Genomic DNA, 17,233 nt, shown 5'->3' with positions numbered 1-17,233 from the left:
ACGGCCGGATTCCCCCTTCTTGTCGGCGCGCGCCGTTTCATGCCGCGCCGACCGGTCACCCGCTTCCGAGACACCGTCCGCCCCGACGCGGACGACTCCGATCCGACCGGGAGACTTCCCATGGAGAACTGGCGCGAACACGCCGCCTGCCGTTACGAGGACCCCGATCTCTTCTTCCCCATCGGCACCACCGGTCCCGCCCAGGTGCAGGCCGAACGGGCCAAGGTGGTCTGTGCCCGCTGCCCGGTCCGAGAGCAGTGCCTCGACTGGGCGTTGGACACCGGACAAGCCATAGGCGTCTGGGGCGGCACCACCGAACTGGAGCGCCGCAAGCTGAGCCGCCGGGCCCGCTCCCACCCACGCTCGGGCTGAACCGGCGCGGGTTCAGCGGCCACCGCGCCGCAGCGTCCGGGGGGCCGGCGGACAGGCCCGGCAGCGGGACGCCGGTCAGCTCGTCGGTGCTGGGTGCCGGACGACCGACCACCGGTCAGCTCTCCCCTCTAAGGCTCCCCCGCCCACGGCTCCTCCCCCGGCGCCTCCGTCGCGGGCAGCCGCAGGGTGAACACCGCGCCCGCGCCGGGCTCGCTCGTGACCCGCGCCGTGCCGCCGTGCGCGGCGAGCAGCTGACGGACGATCGGGAGGCCGAGACCGCTGCCTCCCGTGCGGCGGCTGCGGGACTTCTCGGCGCGCCAGAAACGTTCGAAGACATGCGGCAGATCCTCGGCGGCGATGCCGGAGCCGGTGTCGGCGACGGTGAGCACGGCGTCGGCGTCGTCCCGGCGGGCTTCGAGGGTGACGGTGCCGCCGGCCGGGGTGTGCCGCAGCGCGTTGGAGACGAGGTTGCCGAGCACCTGCCGCATCCGCACCGGGTCGGCGTCCAGCCAGACCGCGGGGCCGGCCTCGGTCACCAGCGCGACCCCGGCGGCCACCCGGTGGGCGGCGGCGACCTGCCCGAACAGCTCGGCGGCGGACAGCGGTTCACGGTGCAGGCGCAGGGTGCCCGCGTCGGCGGCAGCGAGGTCCTGGAGGTCGTCGATGATCCGCTGGAGGACGAGCGCCTCCTCGTGCAGGGAGTCCAGCAGGCCCGGATCAGGCTCGACGACGCCGTCGCGCATCACCTCCAGCCAGCCGCGGATGTTGGTGAGCGGGCTGCGCAGTTCGTGCGCGATGTCGCTGACCACGGCCTTGCGCTGGGCCTCCAGGCGCTCGCGGCGCTCGGTGAGTTCGTTGAACGCCTCGGCGAGGATGCCGGTCTCGTCGCGCGTGGTCACCGGCACCCTGACATGCTGCTCGGGCGGCGCCTGGGCGGCCTCGGTCAGCGCGCGCAGCGGCCGTACCAGCCGGATGGCGACGGCGGCGCCGGCCGCGACGGTGACGGCGAGGACCAGTCCGGCAGCGGAGACCACCTCGGACTTGTTCGCCGGGGAGATGTCGAAGCGGGCGGGGCTCTGGTCGCCGATGCCGAGGAACAGGTCGGCGGCCGGGGCGACATAGGGCTCCAGTTGGGCGCGGCGGGCGCTGAGTACACAGTTCTGGGCCGAGCGCGCGCTCGCGTCCTTGTCCTGGCCCGCGAGCTTGGGGAGCAGGGGGCCGCCGCCGAAGTGGTCCTTGCTGCCCGGATCGACGGCGAGGAAGAGGGGGCCGTCGCCGACGTCGAGGCCCGCCTGCCGCAGACAGGGGCGGGCGAGCCCGGACAGCGTGTCCAGAGCGCGGGTCTCGGTGGGCGTGGCCGCGCGCAGCCGGGCGTCCTCGCATGCCGGCAGTCCGTAGCCGGACGGGTCGGAGCCGGTGAGCACGGGGCGTCCGCCGGGGATGTGCCGCACGGTGATCTGGAGGCCGTAGCGGGCGTAGCACCGCTTGCTGCGGGCGGCCAGCACCTCCAGTCCGGCGCGTTCCTTCGCGGGCAGCCGGTAGGGGCCGACGGCGCGCGGGTCGATGCCGCCGAGCTGGGCGCCGCTCTCGCTGTAGGTGTCGGTGCGCAGCGGGTCGACGCTCGCGGCGGGCCGGGGCGGCAGCGGGGTGCCGCGCGGCGCGGAGTCCGCGACGAGGGTCCGGTCGGGGGTGGTGAGGGCGATCCGGCGGCCGGTCCGCGCGGCCAGTTCCCGCACCGAGCGCTGGACGCCGGACCAGTCGGGGTGGGTGGCCGCGTATCCGCTGAGCCGGGCGAGGATGCTGTTGTCGGCGGCCAGGTCCTGGCCCTGTTCCTCCTTGAGGACGCTGGTGGTGGTGGTCACCGCGAGCCAGGCGGTGGCCGCCACCGAGCAGACGGCGATCAGGGCGGAGACGGACAGCAGCCGGACCAGGAGCCGCTTGCGCAGCGGGATCCGGCGCCGGGTGCCCTGCCGCGTGCGGGGTCTCACAGCCGGCCGCTGAGCTTGTAGCCGACGCCGAACACGGTGAGCAGCCGTACCGGACGCCGGGAGTCGGCCTCTATCTTGCGGCGCAGGTTCATGATGTGGACATCGACCGCCCGTTCGGTGGAGGACCGGTCGAATCCGCGGGTGCGGTGCAGGAGTTGGCGCCGGGTGAACACGCGCTCCGGCTCGGCCGCCATCGCCAGCAGGATCTGGAACTCGGCCGGGGTGACGTCCACCGGCACGCCGTCGCAGCGTACTTCGTGCCGGCCGGGATCGACGCTGAGCCCGGCGGCCCGCACCACCGGGTCGTCGCCGCGGGCGCCGGCGCCCCGCCCGCTGCGGCGCAGCACCGTCCGGATGCGGGCCATCAGCTCGCGCGGGCTGTACGGCTTGGTGAGGTAGTCGTCGGCGCCCAGTTCGAGGCCGAGCAGCAGATCGTCCTCGCCGGAGCGGGCGGTGAGCATCACGACGGGGACGTCCAGTTCACCGCCTTCGCCGCGCAGTTCGCGGCAGACGCCGAAGCCGTCCAGGACCGGCAGCATCAGGTCGAGGACGAGGAGATCGGGCCGCAGCCGGCGGGCGGTGGCGAGCGCCGCCGCGCCGTCGTGCACCACCGTCGCGGTGTGTCCCTCGGCCAGCAGGGAGCGGCGGATCAGTTCGGCCTGTTTCTCGTCGTCCTCGGCGACCAGCACATGTGCGCACACGGGTGCGGATCCTAGAGCCTCTGGCTCGGATCAGGCCGGGTCAGGCCGCGAGCCAGTCGGCGTAACCCATGGCGACCACCGGGTGCCGGGCCGGGTCGAGGGTGCGCAGCAGGTCCTTCATGTGCGCCTTGGAGACGCTGACGCAGCCGTGGGTGGGGCCGCCGTGGTCGACGTGCAGCCAGACTCCACCGCCGCGACTGGCGCCGAGGGGGCGGGTCCAGTCCAGCGGGGAGGTGCCGGGCTTGCGGTTGTAGTCGATGGCGATGACGTAGTCGAAGCAGCCGTCCAGGGGCTCGCCCTCGAAGCCGGTGCCGGGCGAGTGGAATCCGGCGGACTGGTGGTACGGCAGCTTGCTGCCGGGGTCGGGCAGCAGGCCCCCGGCGTCGGAGAGGGTGTACACGCCGAGCGGGGAGCGCAGGTCGCCCAGCATGTGGTGGGCGCTCCAGCCGCGCAGCGCGTTGTGCGCGGGCCAGCTCGGTCCCGCCTGCCAGCCGTCGGCGGTGCGCTGGTGCAGGACGACCGTGCACTGGGGGGAGTTGGGACCGCGCCCGGTGGCGACGACGACCTGGGTGCACTGCTCCGGTATCGCCGCGGACCGGGTGGGCCCGAGTCCGGGTATGCCCCGCGCGGCCTGTTCGGCCTGCGAGGTGGTGCCGGACGCGGGCGCGGGCCGGGTGGGCCGCGTCCGGCGCCCGGCCTCCCCGCCGCTCGCGCCGCAGCCGGTGAGCAGCAGCGGGGAGGCGAGGAGGGAGAGAGCGGTTCTGCGGTTGATCATGCTGTCGAGCTTGGCGGACGGTTATATGAAATTGGTAAGAATTCAGGCCTTCTTGGGCTTGCCCTTCGTGAACAGCCAGGTGTGGAACAGGGAGTCCAGCGGCTTGCCGGACTTCTGCTCGGCGAGCCGGACGAACTGGGCGGTGGTGCCGTGTCCGTCGCGGTGTCCGGCGGCCCAGGCGCGCAGGATCGCGAAGAACGTCCGGTCGCCGACCGCCTTGCGCAGCTCGTGCAGGGCCATGGCGCCGCGGTCGTAGACCGGGGTGCCGAAGATGTTCGCGCCGCTGCCCGGGTCGCCGGGCGGGTAGGCCCACAGGCCGTTGCCCGCCGGCCGGGCGTAGAGCCCGTCGAAGGTCTGCTGGGCGCTGGCGCCTCCGTGCTGCTCCTCGTAGAGCCACTCCGCGTAGGTGGCGAAGCCCTCGTTGAGCCAGATGTCCTTCCAGGAGGTCAGCGACACCGAGTCGCCGAACCACTGGTGGGCGCTCTCGTGCACGAGGGTGTCGATGTCGGGCGCGGAGTCGTAGAGCGGGCGGGTCTGCGTCTCCAGGGCGTAGCCGACGTCCGCGTGGTCCACGATGGCGCCTGCGGACCTGAACGGGTAGGGCCCGAACAGCTTGCTCTCCCACTCCAGGACCGAGGGGAGTTTTTTGAGCACCGGGGCCGCGGCCTTGGCCTCGCGGGGATCGACGGCGTTGTAGACCCGGATGCCGTCGCGGGTGGTGTACCGCGTGACCTGGAAGGTGCCGATGGTGGCGGTGGCGAGGTAGGCGGCCATGGGCTGGGTCTCGCGCCAGCGGAAGGTGGTCCGGCCCTTGGCGGTGCGCTGTCCGAGCAGGGTGCCGTTGGCGACGGCGGTGCGCCCCTGGGGCACGGTGATCGTGAAGTCGTACGACGACTTGTCCTTGGGGTGGGCGTTGGCCGGGAACCACGTCATCGCGCCCTGCGGCTCACCCGCGACGAACGCGCCGTCGTCGGTGGGGATCCAGCCGTCCGCCGAGCCGTCGGGGTCGGTGACGGGCTTGGGGGTGCCGTGGTAGGCGACGGTGACCTTGAAGTCCTGGCCGGTGCGCAGGGCGTGGCGGGGGGTGACGACGAGTTCCTGCCCGGAGCGCTTGACGCCCGCGGCGGCGCGGTCGACCGTGACGCCGTCGACCGTCAGCCCCGAGAGGTCGAGGTCGAAGCGGCTGAGCGGCTGGGTGGCGCGGGCGGTGAGGACCGCGGTGCCGTCCAGCCGGCCGCCGCTCCGGTAGCTCAGCGTGAGGCCGTAATGGCGAACGTGGTAGCCGCCGTTGCCGCTGAGCGGGAAGTACGGGTCGCCCGCGCCGGCCGCGCCGGTGGTGCCCGCGCCGGCCGGTCCGGCGGCACCGACGAGCGCCGCCACGGCGACGGGCACGGTGGCGAACACCGCCCTGCGGCCGAGGACCGTGGTACGACGGCGTGCGGGCTGTCTGCGGGGTGACGTCACGTGCGCTCCTCGGAGGTGGCTGCCGATCGACTGGCCCACAGCGTAGAGGCGCCGGTGTCCTCGGGTCTCCCCTCTTTCCCCTCTTGTCGTTCCGGCCGGCCGAGGGCGGGCGGGCCGGTCCGCCGACCGGCGTCGTGCCCCTGCCCGCAGTACGCTCGCGGAAAGTGGCCGCTGTCGCGAAGGGAGGGCCCGATCGTGAGCGTGCGGGTGCGCCGGATCTACGAACCGCCCGAGTCCGGCGACGGGCTGCGGGTGCTGGTCGACCGGCTGTGGCCGCGCGGTGTGGCCAAGGAGGCGGCGCACGTGGACGAGTGGCCCAAGGGGCTCACCCCCTCGGCGGATCTGCGCACCTGGTTCCACGGCGGCGGGTCGTACGACGAGTTCCGCGCCCGGTACGAGGCGGAGCTGGCCGCCCCCGAGGCCGCCGAGCTGCTCGACGGCCTGCGGGAGTCGGTCCGCGAGGGCCCGGTGACGCTGCTGACGGCGGCGAAGACCCCGGAGCGCAGCCACGCCCAGGTGCTTGTGGAGCTGCTCGGCGGCTGAGGTCAGCCGGTGTGCCGGGCCGCGTGCCGGCCCGCGGCGCGGCCCGAGAAGAGGCAGCCGCCGAGGAAGGTGCCCTCCAGGGAGTTGTAGCCGTGCACCCCGCCGCCGCCGAACCCGGCCACCTCACCGGCCGCGTACAGCCCCTCGATCGGCGCCCCGCCGGCGTCGAGGGCGCGCGAGTCGAGGTCGGTCTGGATGCCGCCGAGCGTCTTGCGGGTCAGGACATGCATCCGTACGCCGATCAGCGGGCCCGCGGCCGGGTCCAGCAGGCGGTGCGGCGCGGCCACCCGGCCGAGCCGGTCACCGAGATAGCGGCGGGCGTTGCGGATGCCCTGGATCTGGGAGTCCTTGCTGTAGGGGTTGGCGATCTGGAGGTCGCGGGCCTCGATCTGGCGGCGCACCCCGGCCGGGTCCAGCAGCGGCTGCCCGGCGAGGCCGTTCATCTTCTCGACCAGCCGCTCCAGGCTGTCCGCGGTGACGAAGTCGGCGCCCTTGTCGAGGAATGCCCGGACCGGTGCGGGCGCGCCCTTGCCGAGGACGCGGGCGCGCACCACCGCCTTGCGGTCCCTGGCCGTGATGTCGGGGTTCTGCTCGGAGCCGGAGAGCGCGAACTCCTTCTCGATGATCTTCCGGGTGAGGATGAACCAGGAGTGGTCGTAGCCCGCGATGTCCTCGGTGGTGCGCAGGTACTTAAGCGTGCCCAGGGTGTCGTAGCCGGGCAGGCAGGGGTCGGGCAGCCGGCGGCCGAGGGCGTCCAGCCAGATGGCGGAGGGGCCGGGCAGGATGCGGATGCCGTGGCCGGGCCAGATGGGGTCCCAGTTCTGGAGTCCCTCGGTGTAGTGCCACATCCGGTCCCGGTTGACCAGGCGTACGCCGGCCGCCGCGCTGATGTCGAGCATCCGGCCGTCCACATGGGCGGGGACGCCGGTGACCATCCGGGCGGGGGGTGTGCCGAGCCGCGTGGGCCAGTAGCGGCGCACGATGTCGTGGTCGGCGCCGATGCCGCCGGTGGTGAGGACGACGGCCTGGGCGGTGAGTTCGAAGTCGCCGGCGCGCTCGCGGCTGGAGGCGACGCCGCGCGGGGAGTCGTCGGCGGCGAGCAGGGTGCCGCGCACGCCGCGGGCGGTGCCGTCCTCGATGACCAGTTCGTCCACCCGGTGGCGGTGGTGGAAGGTGAGCAGTCCGTCGCGGGCGGCCTGCCGGGCGTAGCGGACGAAGGGCTCGACCACTCCGGTGCCGGTGCCCCAGGCGATGTGGAAGCGGGGCACGGAGTTGCCGTGCCCGTCGGCCCTGAGGTCGCCGCGCTCGGCCCAGCCGACGGTGGGCAGCAGTTCGATGCCGTGTCCCTGGAGCCAGGACCGCTTCTCGCCGGCCGCGAACTCCACGTAGGCACGGGCCCAGCGCACCGCCCAGGAGTCCTCGTCCTCGGTCCGGTCGAACCGCGCGCTGCCGCGCCAGTCGCTCCAGGCCAGGTCGAGGGAGTCCTTGATGCCGATGCGGCGCTGTTCGGGCGAGTCCACGAGGAAGAGGCCGCCGAAGGACCAGTACGCCTGGCCGCCGAGGTTGGCGGCGTTCTCCTGGTCGACGAGGGCCACCCGGCGTCCCTGGCGGGTGAGTTCGTGGGCGGCGACCAGGCCGGCGAGGCCCGCTCCGACGACGATGACGTCCGCGTCCATGGCGTGGGGGTCCTTCCTCAGTGGGTGGAGGTGGCGGCGGTGCCGTCCGTGAGCAGCGCGGTGAGCAACTGCTTGAGCCAGCGACGGGCGTGTCCGACGTCCTTGTCCAGCAGGAGCTGGGTGGTGACGCCGTCGTACGCCGCGACGACGGCGTGCGCGGCGCCGGCCGTGTCGCCGAGCACGGCGGGCAGCGCGGTGTGGCCGCGGGCCCGGAAGAGGCGGTCGGCGACGGCCTCCCGGAGCCGGGCGCGATGGCCGAGCAGGACGCGGGCGACCCGCGGGTCACGGGCCGCGTGCACCAGGAAGTCGGTCTTCACCAGCAGCCAGTCCACGTCGAGCAGCAGCACCTCGGTGACGCGGTCCACGGCGGCCGGTACGTCCAGCTCGGGGCCGTCCTCGGCGAGGGCGTCCGCGACCTGGGCGGCGATGAGGTCGGCGCGCTCCTGGTAGAGGGCGAAGAACAGCTCGTCCAGCGTGGCGAAGTTGGAGTAGAAGGCGCCCCGGCTGTACCCGGCGGCCTCGCAGACCTCCTCGATGGAGACCCGCCCGAACCCCTTGGCCGCGAACACCCGGAACGCGGCGTCCAGCAGCCGGGCGCGGGTCTCCACCCGGCGCCGGGTGACGCGTTTGGCGGTCTCCCGCATGACGGCACCTCCGTTCGATACGCGAATGTATCCGATACATCGATGTATCGAAAGGCCCGTGGCCACCTCGGCCGGTGATCGTATGGGAACGCATTTTCGAATAAGGAGTACGCTGGCCCCATGGCCACGCACCTCCAGGGCTCCCTGTTCGACCAGACCGACGAGCTGCGCCTGGGCCCCCTCGGCGGTCTGCGCCGCACCGTGCTCGGCGCCGGTGCCTGGATCGACGTCCTGCCGGGCTGGCTGACCGGCGCCGACGCCCTGTTCGAACGGCTCGCGGCGGAGGTCCCCTGGCGCGCCGAGCACCGCAAGATGTACGACAGCGTGGTCGCCGTACCCCGCCTGCTCGCCTTCTACGGCGCCGCGGACCCCCTCCCCCACCCGGTCCTGGACGAGGCCCGCACCGCCCTGTCCCGGCACTACGCCGAGGAGCTGGGCGAGCCGTTCGCCACCGCCGGGCTGTGCTATTACCGCGACGGCCGGGACAGCGTGGCCTGGCACGGCGACCGGATCGGCAGGGGCGCCCGGCAGGACACCATGGTCGCGATCCTCTCCGTGGGCGAGCCCCGCGATCTGCTGCTGCGCCCGGCCGGCGGGGGTGGCGAAACGGTACGGCGGCCGCTCGGGCACGGCGATCTGATCGTGATGGGCGGCTCCTGCCAGCGCACCTGGGAGCACTGCGTGCCCAAGACGGCGCGGGCGGCTGGACCGCGGATCAGCGTCCAGTTCCGGCCGCACGGCGTGCGCTGACGCCCGGACGCCGCCACCCCCTTGCGCCTTCCGGTGAACGATCTGATTGGCTGTCCTCCCGACGATCACTGACACTCGGGCGCGGAGAGACCATGCGGGCAGAGGTACACCAAGTCGCCGACGGCACCTACCTGGTGCACGGCAACAACGTCAACTGGGTGATCCTGAAGGACGGGAGCGACCTCACCCTGATCGACACCGGGTATCCCGGCGACCGGCCGGGGATCCTGGAGTCCCTCGCGGCGGTGGGCGGTTCGCCCGAGGCGGTCTCCGCCGTGCTGATCACCCACGCGCACAACGACCACCTGGGCTCCGCCGAGTACCTGCGCGCCACGCACGGCACGCCGGTCTACCTGCACCCGGCCGAAGTCCCGCACGCCCGGCGGGAGTTCCTGCACCAGGCCACTCTCGGCGACGTCGTCCGCAACGCCTGGCGGCCGGGCATGCTGCCCTGGGCCGCGCACGTCATCAAGGTCGGCGGCATGGAACAGCACCCGGTGACCGCGCCCGAGCCGTTCCCCACCGCGGGCGTGCTCGACCTGCCGGGCCGCCCGGTGCCCGTGCACACCCCCGGCCACACCGACGGGCACTGCGTCTACCACCTGCCCGAGGCCGGCATCGTGATCTCCGGCGACGCCCTGGTCAGCGGGCACGCCGTGTCGCGCGTCAAGGGGCCGCAGCTGCTGCCCTGCTTCTTCCACCACGAGCGCGGCGAGGTGCTGGCCTCCCTGGACGTGATCGCCGGTCTGGACGGCGACACCCTGCTGCCCGGCCACGGCCCGGTCCACCGGGGCGCGGTGCGCGCCGCCGCCGAACAGGCCCGGGACCGGGCAGGCCGTAAGTACCGTAAGCCCGCGCGGAGTTGACGCCGATCAGTCGTGCGGGACCACCGCCACCGGGCAGTCCGCGTGGTGCAGCACCCCGTGCGCGACCGAGCCGATGCGGGCGCCGACGGCGGTGCGGTGGGCCCGGCGGCCGACGACCATCAGCTGGGCGCGGCCGGCGAGCGACAGCAGTACCTGCCCGGCGCTGCCCATCTCCACCTGCTCCGCCACCGGCACCGCGGGGAACCGCTCGCGCCAGGGCCGTAGCGCGTCGGCCAGCGCCTGCTTCTCGTACGGCTCCAGGCCCCCGGCCTCGTCCAGCAGCCTGAGCGAGCCGGGGCTGTAGGCGAAGACCGGGGGCAGGGTCCAGGCCCGCACGGCACGCACGGTGGCGCCGCGGGCCGCGGCCGCCTCGAAGGCGAAGCGCAGCGCGGCGGCGCTGTCCCCGGCGTCGCCCTGCTGGCCGACCACCACCTCGCGTCCGGCGGCCTCCAGGGCGGCGCGGTCGCCGGCGCGCACCAGCACCACGGGCCGGGTGGCCTCCGCGATGACATGCTGTCCCACCGAGCCGAGCAGGAAGCCGACGACCGGCCCGTGCCCGCGCGAGCCCAGGACCAGCAGCTCCGCGTCGCGGGCCGCGCGGCCCAGCGCCGCCACGGCGTCCTCCTCGACCACGTCGACGCTCACCGTGAGCCGCGGATGCCGCCCGGCGACCTGGCGCACCGCCTGCGCGACGCCCTGCTCGGCCCACCCGCGCTGAGTGTCCCGGTCGACCCCGGCGAGCCTCTCGGCGTGGTGCCAGGCGTGCAGGACCCGCAGGGGCAGCCCCCGGCGCACGGCCTCCCTGGCCGCCCAGTCCAGCGCGGCCAGGGACTCCTCCGTGCCGTCGAGACCTGCCGTGATCGCCCGTGCCATCCGTGGCCTCCTCGTGGTGCCGACCGTTCGTGCCGCTGCTGCCCACTATCGGGCACCGCGTGCCCCATCCGGACCCCGGCCCTCGGAGCGGACCCGGCGGGAGTCAGCGCGCGCAGTCGAGCCGCTTCAGGTCGACGGCGTCGGCGAGGGCGCGCATCCCCCGGTCGTCCGGGTGCAGATGGTCGCCGCCGTCGTACCGGGGTTGCAGGCGAGCGGGGTCGCGGGGGTCGCGCAGGGCCCGGTCGAAGTCGGCGACGGCGTCGAAGTCCCCGCGCGTGCGCAGGTAGTCGTTGACCTCGCGGCGCACGGCGTCGGCCCCGCGGTCCCACTCCGGCCAGCCCTTGAACGGGGTGATGGTGGCGGCTGTCACGCACAGGTGCGCCGCGTGCGCCCGGTGCGCCAACTGCCGGTATCCCGCGATCAGTCGGGCCGCGGTGACGCCGGTGTGGTCCTTGAGGTCGTTGACGCCCGCGAAGAGGACGACGGTGCGCACACCGGGCTGGGACAGCACGTCCCGGTCCAGGCGGTGTCCGATGCTCTGCCCGGCGCCGTCCCCGGTGCCGTCGGTGAGCAGCTTGTCGCCCGATATGCCCTCGTCGGCCACGCCCTGGAGGGCGCCGCGGGCCGTGTGCAGGCGCCGGGCCAGGTAGTCGGGCCAGCGGCGGTTGCGGTCGGGGGTGGAGTGCCGGCCGTCGGTGAGGGAGTCGCCGAGCGCGGCCACGGCACCGGTGGCCGGGCGGTCGGGGCGTACGGCGACGGCGTCGAGGTACCACCAGGAGCCGGTGGTCCCCGTCCAGCGGGTACCGCCGTCCCCGGCGGTGAGGTCGCCGCCCAGCCCCGTGTACGAGGTCTGGAGGGCCAGCTGGTGGCCGCTGGCCGGTCCCGCGGCGCCGGGGGTGCGCAGGCTCACCGCGAGGTCGCTGCCGGCGGGCACCCGGCCGGGCAGCGGGTCGCTCCAGGCGACGGAGCCGGCGGGGACCGTGGCGCGGTGGGCGCCGCCGAAGGTGACGGCGTGGTTGCCGCCGGGGCGCAGGGCGGCGCCGCGGGCGCGGAGGCCCGCGTACACGTGGTCGAGGGTCAGCGGGTGGTCGCCGAAGGCGTTGGTGAAGCGGATCCGCGGTGCGCTGCCGCCGACGCTGGTGTGCACGATCATCCGGTACTGCGCGCCGGGTACGCCCGTGCCCAGGCGTTCGGCGCTCGCCGCCCAGGTGAGCACCCCGGAGGGCCGGCCGTGGGCGCCGGACAGGCTCACCGACCGGCTGGCGGGTCCGGCTTGGCAGGCGGCGGCCGTCAGCAGGGCGGCGGCGAGGCACAGCCCGCGCCCGGTCCGGCCGTTCACGAGGCGCCCGGCCCATCGGAACCCGGCCGGATGTCCGCGGCCGTACCCGCGTATCCCACGCACGTCATGGTCCCGCCGCGGGGACGGCTCCGCACCTCGGCGGGTGGTCATCCGGGGTCCTCCTCGTCCGCTCGTCCTCGTCCTCGGCGCCGGCGGCGCCGGACGGTCCGGTTGCCCCGCACGGGCCCGGACATGCGGATGCCCCGCGCGGGGGCGGGGCATCCGGTCGTACGCGGGGCCGTCAGTGCCTGGCGGCCGGCGTGTTCGCGGCGGTCACATTGACCGCCGCCCACGCCTGGTTCACCGTCTTGTACTCGGTGCTGTTCGCGCCGTACAGGTCCTTGGCGGCCTGGAGCGTCGCGACGCGCGCGTCGTGGAAGTCGGTCGTGGAGACCATGTAGCGGGTCAGCGCACGGTAGAAGATGGCGGTGGCCTTGGTGCGGCCGATGCCCTTCACCGTGGACTTGTCGTACGTCGGCGAGTCGTACGCCACGCCGTTGATCGTCTTCTTGCCGCTGCCCTCCGCGAGGAGGTAGTAGGCGTGCGAGGACACACCGGAACCGGCGTGCACCTCGGTGTCGTAGGCGGCCGGCGACCAGTAGTCGATGGTGCCTTCGAGCTTGTCCAGCGAGGGGTGGTCCAGGCGGCGCAGGAACTTCTGCGACAGGCCCAGCTTCTCGCCGATCAGGTAGTCGGGCTTGTCCTGCTTGTTGTTGGCGTAGAACTCGACGTTGGAGCCGAAGATGTCCGCCAGCGACTCGTTGAGCGCGCCCGGCTCGCCGAACTGGTTGCCGTGGGAGTCGACGTAGGTCGGCTCCAGCTTGGCGGTCGCGTCCACCACGCCGTGGGTCAGCTCGTGACCGGTGACGTCGAGGACGACCAGCGGCTTCTTGAAGGTCCGCCCGTCACCGTCGCCGTAGAGCATGCAGTTGCAGGTCGGGTCCCAGAAGGCGTTGGCGACCTTGCTGCCCCAGTGCACCAGGCCGTGGGCGGCCTTGCTGTTGCCGGCGATGCCCTTGCGGCCGAACGTCTTCTTGTAGAAGTCCAGCGTCTCGGTGATGCCGTACTGGGCGTCGGCGGCGGCGCTGGCCCGGTTGGCGGTCGTGCCGTTGCCCCATACGTTGGTGGTGGCGGTGAACTTGGCGCCGGCGCCGAAGCTCTCCGTGTACTTGCCCTTGGCGTCGCGCACCTCGGTGCCGTACCGGCTCGGGTCGGCGAGCTGGTAGTGGCCGCGCGAGGTCTGCGTGGTGGTGAGACCGACGCTGCCGTCGTAGAGGGTCTTGCCGGTGCCCTTCGCGGCGGACGGGTAGGCCGACGTGACGCCGGTGGGGGCGTCGGCGCGGCCGAGGGCGGCGGCGCGGGCGGCTCCCGTGCTCGGGGTGGCCGTCACGCCCTGCTGCTGGAGGCTCTTGATGAGCTTCGGCGACAGGAACTGGTCGCTGTCGGGCGTGTTGCTGCGCACCTCGCCGGTGACGGCGTCGACCACGACGGTGCTGGTGCCGTCCTGGTCGGTCACGGTGACCTGGTAGGCGAGCGCGGAGGCGCCGTCGCGGGCGTCCACGACGAGCTGGGCGGTGCCCGCCTCGCCCTTGGCCGCCTGCGCGGCCTTGGCGGCGGCCTGACCGGCGGTCAGCTTGGCCTTGGCGGCGGCGGCCGGCTTGACGGTCTGGTCGGCGGCACGGGTCACGCCCGTGTAGGCGAGCTTGTGGTCGAGGTGGACCACGAGGTCGCCGCCGAGCACCGGCAGGCCGTTGTGGCTGCGCTCGAAGCGGACGTGCCGGGCGCCCTCGGGGTCCAGCATGACGTCCTGGGCCTGGAGTTCGTCACCCGTGGTGACGCCGGTCGCGGACGCGTGCGCGAAGGCCGCGGCGCGGGCCGCGGTCACCACGGCGGCGGTGTCGCTGACGGACGCGACGGAGCGCGCCTCCCCCGTCGTGGGGCCCGCGAAGGCCGTGCCGGCCAGGCCCGTGGCGGCCGTCGCCACCGCGACGGCGACCGCCACTGAGCGTATGTGCGGTGTACGCAATCTGATCAGGGTTCCTTCTGTGAAGGGCGGCGCGAACCGTCAACCGCCCTGTGACGTGGCGCGCTTCGGCGCCACGGGGCTGGTCGGGCCCCGAAGGCTCACCCTTACGGATCAGTCATGAGCACGTAAACCAGGAATGATCTATTTCGCGATCTTCTATGGCAATCCTTTGCAAATGAGCGCCAGAGAGTGATCGGGAAATGACCAACTGTGTGTCGGCTGTGGAGACGTGGCCCCGATCCCCTAGGTTCCCAGGCCTGAATGTGACCGATGTCGCATCGGCAGTCGTACGGATGGGAGTGGGTATCGGATGGTGTCAGCCACGGTGAGCAGGAGCGCGGTCCTCGGAGCGGTCGCGCTGTCGCTGCTCGCGGTCCCGGTGGTGAAGTCGGCCGCGGCGGACGGGCTCGCGGCGCCCGACACGGCGGGTCTGACCGCGGTGCTGCGGTCGGCGGTGGCCCAGGGCGCGCCGGGCGCGCTGGCCCGGATCGACGACCACGGCACGGTGTACCGGACGACCTACGGGTACGCCGACCGCGGCACCCGGCGGGCCATGGACGCGGGCGACCGGTTCCGCGTCGGCAGCGTCACCAAGTCCTACTCGGCGGTCGTCCTGCTGCAACTCGTGGACGAGCACCGGCTGGAGCTGGACGCGCCGGTGAACCGCTACCTGCCGGGGCTGCTGCCGGACGACCGGATCACGGTGCGCCAGGTGCTCGGCCATCGCAGCGGGCTGTACGACTTCACGAACGACATGTTCGCCGACAGCGTCGCCGGCTTCGAGGCGGTCCGCGACAAGGTGTTCACCTACCGCGAGTTGGTGGCGCTGTCCCTGAAGCACCCGCGCACCAACGCGCCCGGCGCGGCGTACTCGTACTCGAACACCAACTTCGTGGTCGCCGGCATGCTCATCGAGAAGATCACCGGGCACTCGGTGCGGACCGAGTACCAGAACCGCATCTTCGGGCCGCTGAAGCTCCGGGACACGTTCTACGTGCACCCCGACACCGCGATCCCCGGCGCCCACGCGCACGGCTACCTCACCCCCGACAAGGCGGGCGATCCGCTGGTGGACGCCACCGAGCAGACGGTGTCGTGGGCGCAGAGCGCGGGAGCGATCATCTCCAGCGCGCGGGACCTGAACACCTTCTACAGCGCGCTGCTCGGCGGGAAGCTGATGTCCGCGGCGCGGCTCGCCGAGATGGAGAAGATGAACCGGGTCAACGCCACCACCGCATACGGGCTCGGGCTGCGCCGCCGCGATCTGTCCTGCGGGATCTCGGTGTACGGGCACACGGGTACGGTGCAGGGCTACTACACGTACGCGTTCGCGACCAAGGACGGCGGCCGGAGCATGACGGCCGTCGCCACCACGTCGAACAACGGCAAGGTGCTCAACACGCTTGGGGGTGCGCTGGATTCGGCGTTCTGCGGGAAGCAGGGCAAGAGGTGGCCCGAGGGGGCGGGCAAGGAGTAGGCGCCGAGCGTCCCGATCTTGGCAGAAGGTGTGCCGCCGGGTCAGGATGCCCGTATGAAGGGTGATCTCTTTTCCAGCCGGCACCTGGTGCGGGCGGCCGTCGAACCCGGTATGTCCGTCGAGAACGCCAAGTGCCTCAGGTACACGGTGGACGGCGAGATGTACGCCCGGCAGGGCGCGATGGTCGCCCACCGCGGTGACCTGCGTTTCGAGCGCAAGGGGCAGGGCGTCGGGGGCATGCTCAAGCGCGCGGTGACCGGCGAGGGGCTGCCGCTGATGGCGGTGCGCGGGCGGGGCGAGGTGTGGCTCGCGCACGAGGCGCAGAACTGCTTCGTGGTGGAGCTGGAGCCCGGCGACCGGTTCACGGTGGGCGGCCGGCACGTGCTGTGCTTCGACCCGTCGCTGTCGTACGAGATCCGGACGGTGAAGGGCTCGGGGATCACCGCGGGCGGCCTGTTCAACACCGTGTTCGCGGGTAGCGGCCGGCTCGGGCTGGTCTGCGAGGGCAATCCGCTGGTCATCCCGGTCTCGGCGGAGCAGCCGGTGTACGTCGACACGGACGCGGTGGTCGGCTGGACGGAGGCGCTGGAGACCTCGCTGCACCGCTCGCAGTCGATAGGGTCGATGCTGCGCGGCGGCTCCGGGGAGGCGGTACAGCTGATGCTCCGGGGCGAGGGCGTGGTCGTCGTACGCCCGAGCGAGCTGACCCAGCACAAGCCGCAGCAGCACTGAACGGGAAGGGTGGCACACCTTGATCGGCATCTCCGAGATCGAAGCCGCGGCCGAACTGATCGCCCCGCACGTGGTGCGGACGCCGACGGTGGCGAGTCCGGGGCTCGGCGCGCTGCTCGGCGTGCCGGTCACCGCCAAGCTCGAACTGCTCCAGCGCACCGGCTCGTTCAAGGCGCGCGGGGCGGCGGCGAAGCTGCTGTCGCTGACCGAGGCGGAGCGGGCGGCGGGCGTGGTCGCGGTCAGTGGCGGCAACCACGGGATCGCGCTCGCGGTGATGGCGGCGGCCCTCGAGGTGAAGGCGACCGTGGTGATGCCCCGCACCGCGCCCGCGCGGTCGCTCGCGCTCGCCGAGGAGGCCGGGGCGTCGCTGCGGCTGACCGACGGCATGGACAGCGCCTTCGAGCTGGGGATGCGGCTCGCGGACGAGGGGCTGACGCTGGTCCACCCCTTCGACGATCCGGTCGTGATCGCCGGGCAGGGCACGGTCGGCCTCGAACTGGCCGAGGACGCCGCCGGGGAGCTGACGGACGTCGTCGTCAGCATCGGCGGGGGCGGGCTGATCGCGGGCATCGCGGCGGCGCTGCGGGCGCGGCGGCCCGGAGTGCGGGTGTGGGGCGTGGAGACGGCGGGCGCGGAGGCGATGTCGGCCGCGCTGCGGGCGGGCGGCCCGGTGCCGGTCCCGCTGTCCTCCCTGGTCACGACGCTGAGCGCGCCCACGGTGTGCCGGCTGACCTACGACCATGCGGTCAAGCTGGTCGAGGACGTCCTGGTGGTCCCGGACCGGGAGGCCGTCCGCGGCAGCCTCGACCTGGCCACCCACGCCAAACTCTGGACCGAACCGGCCGCGGGCTGCCTGCTCCCGGCCGCACGGGAGGTCATCTCCCGCGTCGGCCCCGACGCCCACCTGGGCCTCGTGGTCTGCGGCGGCAACACGACCCTGCCCGAGCTGACCGCCTGGACGGAGCGTTTCGGGCTGGGGTAGCCGGGGCGTCGGTCGGCGGAGGACG

16 protein-coding genes are annotated in these 17,233 nt (G+C 73.4%); 7 read left to right on the top strand and 9 right to left on the bottom strand.

What is annotated here, in order from left to right; all coding sequences use genetic code 11:
* The first annotated feature begins 120 nt into the window (after positions 1–120).
* On the top strand, positions 121–372 hold the full coding sequence (locus ACE4Q9_RS30620; protein WP_397987763.1) for a WhiB family transcriptional regulator: 252 nt from the start codon (positions 121–123) through the stop codon (positions 370–372).
* A gap of 128 nt (positions 373–500) precedes the next feature.
* On the opposite strand, the gene ACE4Q9_RS30615 is transcribed toward ACE4Q9_RS30620, so the two are convergent.
* From ACE4Q9_RS30615 to ACE4Q9_RS30600, 4 genes are read right to left on the bottom strand one after another with little or no spacing between them, the layout of a single operon-like run.
* Complete coding sequence (locus tag ACE4Q9_RS30615) at positions 501–2,360, bottom strand: sensor histidine kinase (RefSeq protein ID WP_397987762.1); 1,860 nt, start codon at positions 2,358–2,360, stop codon at positions 501–503.
* Entirely contained in the window at positions 2,357–3,061 is a 705-nt protein-coding gene (locus ACE4Q9_RS30610; RefSeq protein ID WP_397987761.1) for a response regulator transcription factor, read from the bottom strand. The genes ACE4Q9_RS30615 and ACE4Q9_RS30610 overlap by 4 nt, the downstream gene beginning before the upstream one ends.
* A 40-nt stretch (positions 3,062–3,101) precedes the next feature.
* Positions 3,102–3,836: a L,D-transpeptidase family protein gene (locus tag ACE4Q9_RS30605; RefSeq protein ID WP_397987760.1), complete on the bottom strand. Its 735-nt coding sequence runs from the start codon at positions 3,834–3,836 to the stop codon at positions 3,102–3,104.
* 42 nt (positions 3,837–3,878) lie between these two features.
* On the bottom strand, positions 3,879–5,300 hold the full coding sequence (locus tag ACE4Q9_RS30600) for a M1 family metallopeptidase (protein ID WP_397987759.1): 1,422 nt from the start codon (positions 5,298–5,300) through the stop codon (positions 3,879–3,881).
* Between the two features lie 195 nt (positions 5,301–5,495).
* On the opposite strand from ACE4Q9_RS30600, the gene ACE4Q9_RS30595 reads away from it, so the two are divergent.
* Positions 5,496–5,843: a DUF488 domain-containing protein gene (locus ACE4Q9_RS30595; protein ID WP_397987758.1), complete on the top strand. Its 348-nt coding sequence runs from the start codon at positions 5,496–5,498 to the stop codon at positions 5,841–5,843.
* Between the two features lie 2 nt (positions 5,844–5,845).
* On the opposite strand, the gene ACE4Q9_RS30590 is transcribed toward ACE4Q9_RS30595, so the two are convergent.
* Positions 5,846–7,519: an FAD-binding dehydrogenase gene (locus tag ACE4Q9_RS30590; RefSeq protein ID WP_397987757.1), complete on the bottom strand. Its 1,674-nt coding sequence runs from the start codon at positions 7,517–7,519 to the stop codon at positions 5,846–5,848.
* Between the two features lie 17 nt (positions 7,520–7,536).
* Positions 7,537–8,163 (bottom strand): TetR/AcrR family transcriptional regulator, encoded by a 627-nt coding sequence (locus tag ACE4Q9_RS30585; protein WP_397987756.1) that lies wholly within the window; start codon positions 8,161–8,163, stop codon positions 7,537–7,539.
* Positions 8,164–8,283: 120 nt separating this feature from the next.
* On the opposite strand from ACE4Q9_RS30585, the gene ACE4Q9_RS30580 reads away from it, so the two are divergent.
* A complete protein-coding gene (locus tag ACE4Q9_RS30580) occupies positions 8,284–8,913 on the top strand; it encodes an alpha-ketoglutarate-dependent dioxygenase AlkB (RefSeq protein ID WP_397987755.1) in 630 nt (209 codons plus the stop codon).
* 92 nt (positions 8,914–9,005) lie between these two features.
* Positions 9,006–9,779: an MBL fold metallo-hydrolase gene (locus tag ACE4Q9_RS30575; RefSeq protein ID WP_397987754.1), complete on the top strand. Its 774-nt coding sequence runs from the start codon at positions 9,006–9,008 to the stop codon at positions 9,777–9,779.
* 6 nt (positions 9,780–9,785) lie between these two features.
* Here ACE4Q9_RS30575 and ACE4Q9_RS30570 read toward each other — a convergent pair whose 3' ends face one another.
* The 3 genes from ACE4Q9_RS30570 to ACE4Q9_RS30560 form a co-directional block, all read right to left on the bottom strand.
* Positions 9,786–10,652: a universal stress protein gene (locus ACE4Q9_RS30570; protein WP_397987753.1), complete on the bottom strand. Its 867-nt coding sequence runs from the start codon at positions 10,650–10,652 to the stop codon at positions 9,786–9,788.
* 103 nt (positions 10,653–10,755) lie between these two features.
* On the bottom strand, positions 10,756–11,991 hold the full coding sequence (locus ACE4Q9_RS30565) for an SGNH/GDSL hydrolase family protein (RefSeq protein WP_397988271.1): 1,236 nt from the start codon (positions 11,989–11,991) through the stop codon (positions 10,756–10,758).
* A gap of 241 nt (positions 11,992–12,232) precedes the next feature.
* A complete protein-coding gene (locus tag ACE4Q9_RS30560) occupies positions 12,233–13,993 on the bottom strand; it encodes a M4 family metallopeptidase (protein ID WP_397987752.1) in 1,761 nt (586 codons plus the stop codon).
* 334 nt (positions 13,994–14,327) lie between these two features.
* Between ACE4Q9_RS30560 and ACE4Q9_RS30555 the strand changes: the two genes are divergently transcribed.
* Genes ACE4Q9_RS30555 through ACE4Q9_RS30545 form a run of 3 tightly spaced genes read left to right on the top strand, consistent with a single transcriptional unit; the run spans position 14,328 to position 17,208 of the window.
* Positions 14,328–15,494, top strand: coding sequence for a serine hydrolase domain-containing protein (locus ACE4Q9_RS30555; RefSeq protein ID WP_397987751.1), 1,167 nt, complete (start codon positions 14,328–14,330; stop codon positions 15,492–15,494).
* Positions 15,495–15,548: 54 nt separating this feature from the next.
* A complete protein-coding gene (locus tag ACE4Q9_RS30550) occupies positions 15,549–16,226 on the top strand; it encodes an AIM24 family protein (protein ID WP_397987750.1) in 678 nt (225 codons plus the stop codon).
* A gap of 19 nt (positions 16,227–16,245) precedes the next feature.
* Positions 16,246–17,208 (top strand): pyridoxal-phosphate dependent enzyme, encoded by a 963-nt coding sequence (locus ACE4Q9_RS30545; protein WP_397987749.1) that lies wholly within the window; start codon positions 16,246–16,248, stop codon positions 17,206–17,208.
* The last annotated feature ends 25 nt before the right edge of the window (positions 17,209–17,233 follow it).

The organism is Streptomyces sp. AM6-12, assembly GCF_044327085.1.
Lineage (GTDB): Bacteria > Actinomycetota > Actinomycetes > Streptomycetales > Streptomycetaceae > Streptomyces.
Note: the sequence above shows the minus strand (reverse complement) of the source record. Positions and strands in the feature narration are given on the sequence as shown.